Source organism: Mesorhizobium sp. C395A (assembly GCF_030323205.1).
Classification (GTDB): Bacteria; Pseudomonadota; Alphaproteobacteria; order Rhizobiales; family Rhizobiaceae; genus Mesorhizobium.
In genome coordinates this window covers 2,578,297-2,591,006 of record NZ_CP100473.1, presented here as the reverse complement: position 1 = coordinate 2,591,006, position 12,710 = coordinate 2,578,297, and the positions used below count along the sequence as shown (strand labels likewise).

10 protein-coding genes are annotated in these 12,710 nt (G+C 63.2%); 4 read left to right on the top strand and 6 right to left on the bottom strand.

Features of this window, described 5'->3' with window-relative positions:
* Together NLY37_RS12840 and NLY37_RS12835 are read right to left on the bottom strand one after the other, a co-directional pair.
* A complete protein-coding gene (locus NLY37_RS12840; protein WP_286442508.1) occupies nt 1-2,742 on the bottom strand; it encodes an ATP-dependent helicase in 2,742 nt (913 codons plus the stop codon).
* A gap of 80 nt (nt 2,743-2,822) precedes the next feature.
* Entirely contained in the window at nt 2,823-3,659 is an 837-nt protein-coding gene (locus NLY37_RS12835; RefSeq protein WP_023741682.1) for a DUF2059 domain-containing protein, read from the bottom strand.
* 242 nt (nt 3,660-3,901) lie between these two features.
* On the opposite strand from NLY37_RS12835, the gene NLY37_RS12830 reads away from it, so the two are divergent.
* Nucleotides 3,902-6,241 (top strand): glucose/quinate/shikimate family membrane-bound PQQ-dependent dehydrogenase, encoded by a 2,340-nt coding sequence (locus NLY37_RS12830; protein ID WP_198024939.1) that lies wholly within the window; start codon nt 3,902-3,904, stop codon nt 6,239-6,241.
* A gap of 660 nt (nt 6,242-6,901) precedes the next feature.
* Entirely contained in the window at nt 6,902-7,807 is a 906-nt protein-coding gene (locus tag NLY37_RS12825) for a dienelactone hydrolase family protein (RefSeq protein WP_023741680.1), read from the top strand.
* 3 nt (nt 7,808-7,810) lie between these two features.
* On the opposite strand, the gene NLY37_RS12820 is transcribed toward NLY37_RS12825, so the two are convergent.
* The 4 genes from NLY37_RS12820 to NLY37_RS12805 form a co-directional block, all read right to left on the bottom strand.
* On the bottom strand, nt 7,811-8,260 hold the full coding sequence (locus NLY37_RS12820) for a response regulator (protein WP_023668313.1): 450 nt from the start codon (nt 8,258-8,260) through the stop codon (nt 7,811-7,813).
* A complete protein-coding gene (locus tag NLY37_RS12815) occupies nt 8,257-9,405 on the bottom strand; it encodes a histidine kinase dimerization/phosphoacceptor domain -containing protein (protein WP_023741679.1) in 1,149 nt (382 codons plus the stop codon). The genes NLY37_RS12820 and NLY37_RS12815 overlap by 4 nt, the downstream gene beginning before the upstream one ends.
* Before the next feature lie 260 nt (nt 9,406-9,665).
* Nucleotides 9,666-9,863, bottom strand: a complete 198-nt coding sequence (locus NLY37_RS12810) for a hypothetical protein (protein WP_013531006.1) — start codon at nt 9,861-9,863, stop codon at nt 9,666-9,668.
* A 146-nt stretch (nt 9,864-10,009) separates the two neighbouring features.
* A complete protein-coding gene (locus NLY37_RS12805) occupies nt 10,010-10,495 on the bottom strand; it encodes a thioesterase family protein (protein WP_023712460.1) in 486 nt (161 codons plus the stop codon).
* A 221-nt stretch (nt 10,496-10,716) separates the two neighbouring features.
* Here NLY37_RS12805 and NLY37_RS12800 point away from each other — a divergent pair, with 221 nt between their 5' ends.
* Both NLY37_RS12800 and NLY37_RS12795 read left to right on the top strand, forming a co-directional pair.
* Entirely contained in the window at nt 10,717-12,126 is a 1,410-nt protein-coding gene (locus NLY37_RS12800; RefSeq protein ID WP_023741678.1) for an FAD-binding oxidoreductase, read from the top strand.
* Between the two features lie 20 nt (nt 12,127-12,146).
* Complete coding sequence (locus NLY37_RS12795; protein WP_023741677.1) at nt 12,147-12,626, top strand: hypothetical protein; 480 nt, start codon at nt 12,147-12,149, stop codon at nt 12,624-12,626.
* Nucleotides 12,627-12,710 lie beyond the last annotated feature (84 nt).

Here is a 12,710-nt window from a genome sequence, read left to right as displayed (position 1 = left end):
TCACACCGCCGCCACAAACCCGTCCAGCACGCGTTTCTGGCCGGCCTTGTCGAAGTCGATGGTCAGCTTGTTGCCTTCGATGTTGGAGATGTTGCCGTTGCCGAATTTCTGGTGGAAGACGCGGTCGCCGACGCTGAAGGGCGACGGCGTGTCGGCGACGGATTTGGCGACCAGTTCGCCGTCAATGGTGCGGCCTTTGACGCTGGTTCGGCCGGCGCCGTAGCCGGAGTCGGTCTCGCCATAGCCGATGCGCTCGACCTGGTGGCCGGAGCGCGAGCCCCAGTTGCGGTCGGTCGCCTCGGTGCGGTTGGCCTGCGCGCGCTGCCAGCCGGGCGTCGCATAGGTGTTGGAGAAGGCGCCGGATTTTTCCGCGCCGACATTGTCGAAGCGCGAGGCGCCGTAGGGGTTCTGCCGCCCTGCGCCCTGGCCGCCACGGCCCGACGCGAACGAACCGCCGCCATAGGAATTGCCGTAGCCGCCATAGGAGTTGCCGCTTTCGGCGACCTCGACATGGGCTTCCGGCAGTTCGTCCAGAAAGCGCGACGGGATGGTCGACTGCCACAGGCCGTGGATGCGGCGGTTGGAGACGAACCACAGATGCAGGTTCTTCTTGGCCCGGGTCAGGCCGACATAGGCGAGACGGCGCTCTTCCTCCAGGCCGGAGCGGCCGCCTTCGTCCAGCGCGCGTTGGTGCGGGAACAGGCCTTCCTCCCAGCCGGGGAGGAACACGGTCTCGAATTCGAGGCCCTTGGCCGAATGCAGCGTCATGATGTTGACGGCGTCAAGCTCGGCGTTCTGCTCGGCGTCCATGACCAGCGCGACATGTTCGAGGAAGGAGCGCAGCGATTCGTACTCCTCCATGGAGCGGATCAGCTCTTTCAGGTTTTCCAGCCGGCCCGGCGCCTCGACCGAACGGTCGTTCTTCCACATGTCGGTGTAGCCGCTCTCCTCCAGAATGGTCTCGGCGAGTTCGGTGTGCGGCGTGGTTTCCAGCGCTTTCTGCCAGCGTTCGAAATTGGCCGCCACTTCGCGCAAGGCCGCGCGGGGCTTGGGCTTCAATTCGTCGCTTTCGGCCAGCTTGGCGGCGGCCTCCAGCATCGGGATGCGCAGCGCACGCGACGTGTCGTGGATCTGCCGGATGGTGGCTTCGCCGAGGCCGCGCTTGGGCACATTGACGATGCGTTCGAAGGCGAGGTCGTCGGCGCCTTGGGCGACGACGCGGAAGAAGGCCAGCGCATCGCGGATTTCCATGCGCTCATAGAAGCGCGGACCGCCGATGACGCGGTAGTTGAGGCCGAGCGTGACGAAGCGATCTTCGAATTCGCGCATCTGGAAGGACGCGCGGACCAGGATGGCCATGTCGTTCAGCTTGTGCTTGGCACGCTGGTAGGTCTCGATGGTTTCGCCGACGGCGCGCGCTTCCTCTTCGGAATCCCACGCGGCGTGGACATGCACCTTCTCGTCGTCCTCGGCGACCTTCTCGGTGAACAGCGTCTTGCCGAAGCGACCCTCATTGTGGGCGATGAGGTGCGAGGCGGTGCCGAGGATGTGCGCGGTCGAGCGATAGTTGCGCTCCAGCCGGATGATGGTGGCGCCGGGAAAATCCTTGTCGAAGCGCAGGATGTTGTCGACCTCGGCGCCACGCCAGCCATAGATCGATTGGTCGTCGTCGCCGACGCAGCAGATGTTGACTTTGTTTTCGCTCACGGGCCGTTCCGCGCCTGCCGGCGCGGGCCCTCGCAACGGCTCGGACGCCCGGTCGGGCATGCGGCCTTTGGCCGAGCGCGCTTTACCCTCGCCTGGATGGGGAGGGTCGCCGCGAAGCGGCGGGGAGGGGTGACTGGCGCCGGCGCTGCCACCCCCACCCGCGCCGCTACGCGGCGCGACCTCCCCCATCGAGGGGGAGGTAGGTCTTTGCGCCAGGAGCCGCAGCCACATGTATTGCGCGGTGTTGGTGTCCTGGTACTCGTCGACGAGGATGTATTTGAAGCGCTTGTGGTAGTCCTTCAGCACGTCCGGATTGGCGCGGAAGATGCGGATAGGGTGGCAGAGCAGATCGCCGAAGTCGCAGGCGTTCAGGGTCTTCAGCCGCTCCTGATAGGCCTTGTAGAGTTCCCGGCCCTTGCCGTTGGCGAAGCTGCGGGCATCGCCCTCGGCAATGTCGGCGGGGCCTTGGCCCTTGTTCTTCCAGCCGTCGACCATCTGCGCGAACTGCTTGGCCGGCCAGCGCTTGTCGTCGAGGCCTTCGGCCTGGATCAGCTGCTTGATCAGCCGTACGACATCGTCGGTGTCGAGGATGGTGAAATCGGATTTGAGCCCGGCCAGCTCAGCGTGGCGGCGCAAGAGCTTGACGCCGATGGAGTGGAAGGTGCCGAGCCACGGCATGCCCTCGACGGCTTCGCCGACGAGATGGCCGATGCGCTGCTTCATCTCGCGCGCGGCCTTGTTGGTGAAGGTCACCGCCAGGATCTGCGAGGGGAAAGCCCTGCCGGTGGCCAGGATATGGGCGATGCGGGTGGTCAGCACGCGGGTCTTGCCGGTGCCGGCGCCGGCCAGCACCAGGACCGGGCCTTCGGTGGTTTCCACCGCCAGCCGCTGCTCGGGGTTGAGGCCGTTGAGATAATCGGGCGCGCTGTTGGGGCCGCTGCGGGCCGCCATGGCGCGCGCGGCTATGCCCGACGGGCCCGCGGGCCGCGCATTGGGTTCGTCGAAAAAGGGCATGTCTTCCGCAAAGCCGGACATCTCCCCCGAATGTAGTGATTCGGGAGCGAAAGACCAGAAGTGTCTACGTTTTGTTCTGCTAAAGTCCCCGATACCGCGGCTCAGGCCTTTCGGTAACCGAGCGCGACGAACAATCGATGTCCGAACGAGCGCGCTTCCTCTGTCATCACCATGCCAAAGGCCGTCAGCATCTGGTCGTAATAGCGGCTGCCCGCGGGTGACGCCAGGAATGTCGAGTACAGTCTGAGATCGCCGAGCGAGATATCCCGGTACGTATAAGCGCTACCCTGCATGGCATTCTGTTCGATGTTCTGGCGAATTTTCACGGATTGCTGACGCACCAGCGCCATGATCTGTTCGTCCGACAGAGGCTTTCCGGCTGCGCCCAGCATCCCCGTGACCATCGCGTAGCTCATGTTCAGCGCTATCGCCTCGCCGGTGTCGACAGCGCTGATATCGTCGATGATCTTGCGGTACAATTCGAGCCGGGCTGGATCCTTGGTCGGAAGCTCGGCGAGGATTTGCTTGCCCTCTGTCTTCTTGCCTTGCCTGCCTTCCGGGCCAGACGACCGAATTTCCAAAGCGGTGACGTGCTTGCCCAACGGGGAAGCGTAAAACGCTGCGAGGTCGGACAGATCGGTGGCCGACAGCCTGTCGGCCATCCGCGATTCGATGGCAGTCTCCATTTTGACTGCGTCGAAGGCGCCTTCCAGCGCGACCGACAAGGCGTCCTGGAAATTTGCCGGTAACGGTTCGGGTATGGATTTCGTGGCTGCGGCGATGCCGGGACCAATGCCCATCAGCATCTCGTGAAAGCCGTTTGCCTTGTTGATTTCGCTCAGCGTCTGTGCCGGCGCGGCCACAGTGCCGGCCGTGAGCGCGACGAAGCTACAGAGGACAAGGACTACGCGCGTCAGAGGCGAGGCGAATGACGTCACTCTGGTTGCTCCTGATGGTTGGTCCAAAGCAGACTGCTGGAAAACCCGGATGCCGGCAAGGCGGGATTGCCACCTTGGCGTGTGGCCTCGAAAAACGCCCTGTTACGCAAGAGAGCCTGCGGCATGGCCTTTTGGTTTCGCCATGGATCGCTCCCCGGCGGCTTGACAGGCACGGCGGCCGGGAGAAGGTTGTACCGCCGGGGGCAGGATTGGCATACCTTTGCCCATGGCCGCGTCGCGGAATGCGCATCAGTCGAAGGAGTATCGTCTTGGCTGTCGTCATCACCTCCCTCATCCTGTTCCTCATCGGCCTGGCACTTGGCGGCGGCGGCGTCTGGCTCTCGATGCTCGGCGGCAGCTGGTACTATGTCATCACCGGTCTCGCCTTCCTGATCGCCGCATGGCTGCTCTTCCGGCGCAAATCGACGGCGCTCTGGCTCTACGCGGCGATCGTGCTCGGCACGCTGGCCTGGGCGGTGTGGGAAATCGGCTTCGACTGGTGGGAACTCGGACCGCGCGGCGGCATCATCGTGCTTCTGGCGCTGTGGCTGCTGACGCCTTGGGCAAGGCGGGGCCTGACCGGCCCCGACGCGCGCGCGCCGCTCATTCTGGCCGTGCTCGCATCGCTCGCCGTCGCCGGTTATTCGATGACGGCCGATCCCAAGGACATCGCCGGCGACCTCAGCGCCGACAAGGTGACGCCGACTGCCGATCTCGGCGGCAATGTGCCTCCCGGTGAATGGCACTTCTACGGCCGCACGCAATTTGGCCAGCGCTATTCGCCGCTCGACCAGATCACGCCCGACAATGTCGCCAAATTGCAGCCGGCCTGGACCTACCAGACCGGCGACGTGAAAGGGCCGGACGATGTCGGCGAAACCACCTACCAGGTGACGCCGCTGAAGGTGGGCGATGCGCTCTATATCTGCACGCCGCACAATTTCGCCATCGCCATCGATGCCGCCACCGGCAAGGAGAAATGGCGTTTCGATCCCAAGATCAAGCTCGACAAGGACCGCCAGCACCAGACCTGCCGCGGCGTGTCCTACTATGCCGATGCCAAGATCGCCGCCGGCCAGCCTTGCGCGACACGCGTCTATCTGCCGACCTCGGATGCGCGGCTGATCGCGCTCGACGCCGCCAACGGCCAGGTCTGCGCGTCCTTCGCAGAGGCCGGCACGCTCAATCTGTTGACCAACATGCCTTATCCGAAGTCGGGCTATTATTACTCGACCTCGGCGCCGCTGATTGCCGGCGGCAAGATCATCATCGGCGGCGCGGTCAACGACAATTATTCGACGCAAGAGCCGTCCGGCGTCATCCGGGCCTTCGACGTCGACACCGGCGCCCTGGTGTGGAACTGGGATTCCGGCAATCCGGACCAGACAACGCCGCTGGCTGCAGGCCAGACCTACACCCACAACTCGCCCAACATGTGGTCGACGGCGAGCGCCGACGAGAAGCTCGGCCTGCTCTATGTGCCGCTCGGCAACCAGACGCCGGACCAGCTCGGGATGGGCCGCAGCGCCAATGTCGAGAAGTTTTCCTCCTCGATCACCGCGCTCGATCTGGCCACCGGACAAGTGCGCTGGGTGCGGCAGACCGTGCATCACGACCTCTGGGACATGGATGTGCCGGCTCAGCCGACGCTGGTCGACATCACCACCGCTGCCGGCGTCGTTCCGGGTCTGGTCGGGCCGACCAAGCAGGGCGACCTCTACGTGCTCGACCGGCGCAGCGGCGAGCCGATCATCCCGATCAAGGAAGTGCCGGCGCCGGGCGGCGCTGTCGAGGGCGATCACACGTCGCCGACGCAGCCGGTCTCGGATCTCTCCTTCAATCCGAGGCCGCTGACCGGCGCCGACATGTGGGGCATCACCATGTTCGACCAGCTGGCCTGCCGGATCGAATTCCAGGGTCTGCGCTACGAGGGCCGCTATACCCCGCCATCGGTGCAGGGCTCGCTGGTCTATCCCGGTAATTTCGGCACCTTCAACTGGGGCGGCGTCGCCGTCGATCCGGTGCGGCAGGTGATGTTCGGCATGCCGACCTATCTGGCGTTCAAATCGCAGCTCATTCCGCGCGACCAGGTGCCGCCCCCGGATGAGGGGCGCGGCAGCGAGCAGGGGCTGAACCGCAATGAGGGCGCACCCTATGCGGTGGTGATGGGGCCGTTCCTGTCGCCGCTCGGCGTGCCCTGCCAGGCGCCGCCATGGGGCTATGTGGCGGGAGCGGACCTCAGAACCGGCAAGATCGCCTACAAGCACCGCAACGGCACCGTCTATGACATGACGCCGTTGCCCTTGCCGCTGAAGGTCGGTGTTCCCGGCATTGGCGGGCCGATGATCACCGCCGGCGGCGTCGTCTTCCTGGGCGCGGCGGTCGACGACTATCTGCGCGCCTATGACCTGACATCGGGCAAGCAGCTCTGGCAGGCCAGGCTGCCGGCCGGTGGGCAGTCGACGCCGATGACCTACACCGTCGCCGACGGCCGCCAGTTCGTGGTCATCGTCGCCGGCGGCCACGGCTCGGTCGGCACCAAGCCGGGCGACTATGTGATGGCCTATACGCTGCCAAAGTAGGACGATGTGACTTAGCTGGGTGGTCGGCCCGGCAGATACGCAATTCTGGCAATGTTGGCGCCGCCCCTCATCTGCCTGCCGGCATCTATACGGGGAGAAGTGCCCGGCAGGGCGATGAGGGGCAGCAGCAGCCTTGGTCAGCTTGCGTAAGAGATGGCCTTTGAGGCTGGGCACGGAGCCCAGTACTTCATTGGTTAGCTGCGGCCCTGTTTCGGCCTGCTGGATCAGCGTGGTGCCGGCCGACGCCGGTCGACGCGGACCTTCACCATCCGAGCGGCGGCTGCGGCAGCAGCGGAGCGCATTGCCAGCAAGGCAGCAACAGCAAGCACGAGCGCGCTTGCAAGGATCGGAGTAGACAAGGTCATGGCGTTGTTCCTTCTCGTCGGGCTCGCCGCTACAAGCGAGACCATCATCAGCTTCCTTCCATATTGTGGCGGCACCATCGACATTCTCTGAAATGACCAAAATGTGATGGGCGCGTTCCGCGGGGCCGCCGCATCGTTCGATGGCGCAAGCGTCACCCATCCGAGACTGGACCGTGCGAGCTTGCACCCTATCTTGATCCGCGAGTCATCCCGGAGTGACCGCGAGGTCATCCCGGAGTGACCATGAGGTCATCCCGGAGTGACCGTGAGATCATCTCCTAACGAGGAGCACGCCATGACGAAACCCACCGCCGAAGCCGTCAAACCTGCCAAACCTGCCATCACCCAGGCGATGATCGATGCCTATGACGAATACACGCATCTGACGCTCGACCGCCGCCGCTTCATGGAACAGCTGACCAGGCTTGCCGGATCGGGCGCGGCGGCGGCCGCGATCGCGCCGCTGCTTGCGGCGAATACGGCGCAGGCGGCAATCGTCGCCGACAACGATCCGCGCGTGAAGGCTGAAGATATCACCTATTCCGGCAGCAGCGGTGAGATGAAGGGCTATCTGGTCAGGCCGGCGGACCAGTCCGGCAAGCTCGGCACCGTCATCGTGGTGCATGAGAACAGGGGGCTCAACCCGCATATCAAGGATGTGGCGCGGCGCGTTGCGCTGGAAGGGTTCGTGGCGCTGGCGCCGGATTTCCTGTCGCCGCTCGGCGGCACGCCCGCTGACGAAGACAAGGCGCGCGACATGTTCACCAAGCTCGACGCCAGCCAGGTCACCGCCGATGGTGTGGCGACCATCGCCTATCTCAAGGGCGAGAAGGACGGCAACGGCAAGGTCGGTGCTGTCGGCTTCTGCTGGGGCGGCGGCACGGTCAACAATCTGGCGGTCAACGCGCCCGATCTCGCCGCCGGCGTCGCCTATTACGGCATGCAGCCGAAGGCCGAGAATGTGGCGAAGATCAAGGCGGCGCTGTTGCTGCACTATGCCGGGCTCGACGAGCGCATCGACGCCGGCATCGATGCCTACAAGAAAGCGCTCGACGCCGCCCATGTCGAATACACGCTCTATGTCTATGACGGCGTCAACCATGCCTTCAACAACGACACCTCGGCCGCGCGCTACGACAAGAAGGCAGCCGATCTCGCCTGGGGCAGGACGATCGCTTTCCTTAAGGAGAAGCTGGCGTAGGCTTCAGGCCGCCGACGACGCCCATACGCTCTCATAGGCCGGCGACAGCGTAAAGCCGGCCGGCAGCACCGAGACCGGGGGCGGGCGCCGCACGCCTTCCTGCAGATAGCGCAACGCCGAAACCAGTCCGTTCATCGTGTAGGGCTTGGCGATGACGCCGATCGCGCCGGCGAAATGGTCGGGGATGCGTTTTGGATTGGCGGTCATGAACACCACCATGGAACGGTTACCCTCGCGGATATGCTCGGCAACCTCGACCCCGGTTGGTCCGTCGGCGAGGTGGATATCGACAAAGGCAATATCGGCGTCGGCGGTATCAATCATACCTCTTGCTTCGGCCAAGGATGTCGCCCAACCCACAACGCTGTGGCCGGCTTCCTCGACGAGGCTTTCCAGTTCCATCGCCAGCAACGCCTCGTCCTCGACGATCAGGACCTTGAGCGGTTCGTTCATGACAGCTTCCCTTTCTGCTGCGGTTCGTTCGGCATCGAGATGACGACCTTTGTGCCCGGGCCGGCGTCGCGCCATTCGATGTCGGCATGCAACTGACGGGCAAGCGACTTGATCAACCGCATGCCGAAGGAAGCATCGCCGCTGGCCTCGGCCATGCCGACGCCGTCATCGGAAACCTCGATGTTGAAGTGGCCGTCGGGCTGGCTCATCTTGATGCCGATGCGCCCCGCGGTGGTGCCGTCCGGCTTTGCCTTGAAGGCGTGCTTCAGCGCGTTGGTGACAAGCTCATTGACCATCAAGGCAACAGGCGTGGCTTTTTCGGCCGGAATGACGATGGGTTCGAGGTCCAGCGTCGGCTTGATCTCGGCGCGCCCCGATGCGGTCAGCAGGTCGGTGACCAGATCCCTGGCGAAATCCGAGACATCGAAGCGGCTGACATCCTTTGACTGGTAGAGACGGCGATGCACCGTGCTCAGCGCCTCGATGCGCTCCAGCATGGTGGTGAGCGATCGCTTTGTCGCTTCATCCTTGATTGCCCGGCTTTGCATGATGATCAGCGAGGAGATCATCTGCAGGTTGTTTTTCACCCGATGGTCGACCTCGTGCAGCAGCGTGGTCTGCGCCTCAAGGGCGGCCTCAAGCTCGCGCGTGCGTTCCTTGACAGCCTTTTCAAAGCGGTTCTTGTCTGCGGTGATGCGATCCTCGGAGCGCTTGCGATCGGAGACATCGAGCTGTGAGGCAAAGAAGAACAGGAGTTCGCCTTTGTCGTTGGAAACCGGGCTGATGTAGAGCGCATTCCAGAATGTCGAGCCGTCCTTGCGGTAGTTCAACAGATCGATGGCGATATCGGTTCCCGCTGCTATCGCGTCGCGCACGCTAGACACAGCTGCCTTGTCTGTCTCTGGCCCCTGCAGGAAGCGGCAGTTCTTGCCCATGACCTCGTCGCGCTCGTAGCCGGTCAGGCGCAGGAACGCGTCATTGGCAAAGACGATTGGATTGTCCGCCTGACGGGGATCGGTGATGACCATCGACATGCGGGTGGCGCGGATGGCAGCCGCGAACGGATCGCCCTTGCCGTGCTCGGCATGCAGATTGTCCGTCATGTGCCATGCGTCGGCCGGTTCCCTGGTCCTTTTCCAGTCCATGCTTTCACTCCAAGCCGTTTTTCAGGGGTCACAACGGCTTAGACGTGGAATTGGTTCAATCTTGATCTTCTTGTCGCAGGCAGCCGTTTGCGAAACCGAATCGCCGGTTGCGCAAACTGTCGAAATGAACGGTTTTTGAAGGTTGTCGGATGTAGCCGATTCGCTGAAAGCAGGGCTGGCGCCGACCTTTGGAAATGATCAGGTCGCAATGGTCCGTGGCGGCGCTCGCCGGTGGCGGCTTTCTCAGAACAGCGGAAACATCAGGCGTGGCCACGCTTCATGCGCGCCTGCTTCAGGATGGCGCGCCAGCGGATCATGTCGAAGGGGATAGGCTCGTTGTTGTTGGCGATATGGAAGATCTCGTTGTTGACGTTCTTCAACGAGCGCCAGAAATCATAGTCGGTGATGCGCGGATCGGCAGCCAGCCTGTCCACCTCGACCTTGATGTCGGTTTTCATCCACGTTCCTCGAACCGCCTGTTGCCCGCCGCCCGCATCGCAACTCGCATGGCACCGTTCTCAAACGGTCCGCTGAGTCGTTCAATGGCTCAAATGGCTTGTTCACGTTAAAACCTTGGTAAGGTTAACGCGGGCGCAGCAGCGCTTCAAGCGGTCCTGCGGCGAATACCGATCGAACGGCCGGCGCGTTCGGGCATCGGCAGTGCAGAGTGGGCGGCGCGCATCGCTTCCACCTTGGCCTGCACGTCGGCGGGGAAGGGCGCGACTTTCGGCCCGGACATGTCGACATGCAGCGACAGGGTTTCGGAAGTGGCGGCGAGCCAGCCATCGACATGGCGGATTTCCTGGTAGGCCCGCAGCCGCTTGTCGTCGTGATCGATCAGCTGGAAGGATACGACGACCTTGTGTTCGAGGTGCAGTTCCTGGACATAGCAAACATGGACTTCGGCCGTGTAGATGGTCAGGCGCCGCTCTTTGACATAGTCCAGCCCCATGCCCATCGCCTCGAACGCCTCATCCGAGCAGCGGTCGAACAACACGTTGTAATAGGCCATGTTGAGATGGCCGTTGTAGTCGATCCAATCCTTCTCGATGTCCATCGGTTTGGAAACGAAGGGGGCAGGGATGGGCATGGAAACTTCCTTGTTCTGGTGCTGGACCGAGTTCAGTGCTGGACAGGCTGCGGCCCGTGAGACTAGAGCGGTTCACCGTCTCGCGGAAACGGCGAACCGCTCTAGTTTTTTGTTGACGCAATCCCGGACGGAAAACCGCTTCACACTTTCCCTGGAATTGCGTCATGTGCATCCATAATCGCATAACAAGCATGGACGCTGGTCCATTCGCGGAGGAATTCATGGCTCTGAGCGACCTCAATCCGGTCGAACGCAACGAGGAAGGCATTGCGGCGGTGCTCGGCATCCTCAAACAGCAGCTCGGCGAACGCTTCCAGACAGGCGCGGCGATCCGCTCGCAGCATGCGCATACCACCACCTATATTCCGGCGCAGGCGCCTGACGGTGTCGCGTTCCCGGAGACGACAGAAGAGGTGCAGGAGATCGTACGTGCCTGCGCCGCGCACCGCGTGCCGGTCATCGCCTTCGGCGTCGGCTCGTCGCTCGAAGGCCATACCAATGCGCCGGGTGGCGGCATCTCGGTCGACACCTCGCGCATGAACCGCATCCTGTCGGTCAACCCCGAGGATCTCGACTGCACGGTCGAGCCTGGCGTAACGCGCGAGGATTTGAATCGGCACCTGCGCGATACCGGCCTGTTCTTCCCCATCGATCCCGGCGCCAATGCTTCGCTCGGCGGCATGGCGGCGACGCGGGCATCCGGCACCAATGCGGTGCGCTACGGCACGATGCGCGAGAACGTGCTGTCGCTGACGGCCGTCATGGCTGATGGCGAGACGGTGACGACCGGCAAGCGGGCGAAAAAGAGTTCGGCCGGCTACGATCTGACGCGGCTTCTGGTCGGCTCGGAAGGCACGCTCGGCATCATCACCTCGCTGACCTTGAAGCTGCAAGGCATTCCGCAGGCGATCTCCGGCGGCGTCTGCCCGTTTCCAAACCTCGAGGCGGCCTGCAACGCGGTCATCGCGACCATCCAGATGGGCATTCCGGTGGCGCGCATCGAACTGGTGAATGGACTGCAGATGCGGGCGATGAAGAATTACTCGAAGCTCGATTACCCCGAGAGCCCGTGCCTGTTCGTCGAGTTCCACGGCAGCGATGCCGGTGTCGCCGAACAGGCCGAAACCTTCGGTGCCATTGCTGAAGACAATGGCGGCGGGCCATTCCTGTGGACGAGCGTCGCCGAGGAGCGCACGAAACTCTGGAAGGCCAGGCACGATGCTTATTGGGCGTCGCTGACGCTGCGGCCGGGCACCAAGGGCCTGTCGACCGATGTCTGCGTGCCGATCTCGCGGCTGGCCGAATGCGTTGCCGAAACCGAGGCCGACATTGCCGAGATGGGCCTGGTTGCGCCGATCGTCGGCCATGCCGGCGACGGCAATTTCCATGTGCTGGTGCTGATGGATGTCAACGACCCCAAAGAGATCGCGCTGGCGGAGAAATTCGTCTCGCGGCTGAACATGCGGGCGATCGCCATGGACGGCACCTGCACCGGCGAACACGGCATCGGCCAGGGCAAGATCGGCTTCCTGCGCCATGAGCTCGGCCATGGTGTCGACATCATGCGCTCCATAAAAAAAGCGCTCGACCCGCAAGACATCATGAACCCAGGCAAGATATTACCTGCATAGCCGAAATGTGAGGAGCGGCAATGGATACCCTGATTATAAGGGCATCGCTTGGCAAGACACTGTTATTGCTGTCGGCCAGCCTCTTCTTTGTCCTGGCCTGCGCTTTCCTGATTTATGTCTCCGAGGACGGCGACACCGCCGGCCTTTGGTGGTGCGTGGCCTTTTTCGGGCTGGTCGCGTTGGTGTTTGCCTGGCAGCTTGTGCGGCCGCAGATTCTGGTGCTGAACGGACAAGGTTTCAGTCTCGGCGGAGGCCTTGTTCGATCGCCCAAGCTGGTCCCCTGGAAGGATATCGAAAGCTTCTTCGTCGTCCATCGCCGGCGCAGAATCGGCAATATGATCGGGTACAATTTCGCACCGGGGGTCAAGAAAAGCTCCGTCATGGGCAGCGTGACCAAAAGCCTCGGCGCCGAAGCCGCATTACCGCAGGGCTGGACATTGTCGCCCGAGGAGATGGTGGTGCTGCTGAACGAATATCGCCGACGGGCGGTGGCGGATTAGTCTGTTGCATGTCGGCCGGCACGCAGTCACAGGCGTCCGAAATCTCTGCTCGTCCAGATACAGAGATCAAGCAACTCTGGATGA

Excerpts from the sequence above, each read along its gene's own strand:
- NLY37_RS12840 (WP_286442508.1), bottom strand. The coding sequence starts at position 2,742 with ATGTCCGGCTTTGCGGAAGACATGCCCTTTTTCGACGAACCCAATGCG.
- NLY37_RS12830 (WP_198024939.1), top strand. The coding sequence starts at position 3,902 with ATGCGCATCAGTCGAAGGAGTATCGTCTTGGCTGTCGTCATCACCTCC.
- NLY37_RS12825 (WP_023741680.1), top strand. The coding sequence starts at position 6,902 with ATGACGAAACCCACCGCCGAAGCCGTCAAACCTGCCAAACCTGCCATC.
- NLY37_RS12820 (WP_023668313.1), bottom strand. The coding sequence starts at position 8,260 with ATGAACGAACCGCTCAAGGTCCTGATCGTCGAGGACGAGGCGTTGCTG.
- NLY37_RS12815 (WP_023741679.1), bottom strand. The coding sequence starts at position 9,405 with ATGGACTGGAAAAGGACCAGGGAACCGGCCGACGCATGGCACATGACG.
- NLY37_RS12810 (WP_013531006.1), bottom strand. The coding sequence starts at position 9,863 with ATGAAAACCGACATCAAGGTCGAGGTGGACAGGCTGGCTGCCGATCCG.
- NLY37_RS12805 (WP_023712460.1), bottom strand. The coding sequence starts at position 10,495 with ATGCCCATCCCTGCCCCCTTCGTTTCCAAACCGATGGACATCGAGAAG.
- NLY37_RS12800 (WP_023741678.1), top strand. The coding sequence starts at position 10,717 with ATGGCTCTGAGCGACCTCAATCCGGTCGAACGCAACGAGGAAGGCATT.
- NLY37_RS12795 (WP_023741677.1), top strand. The coding sequence starts at position 12,147 with ATGGATACCCTGATTATAAGGGCATCGCTTGGCAAGACACTGTTATTG.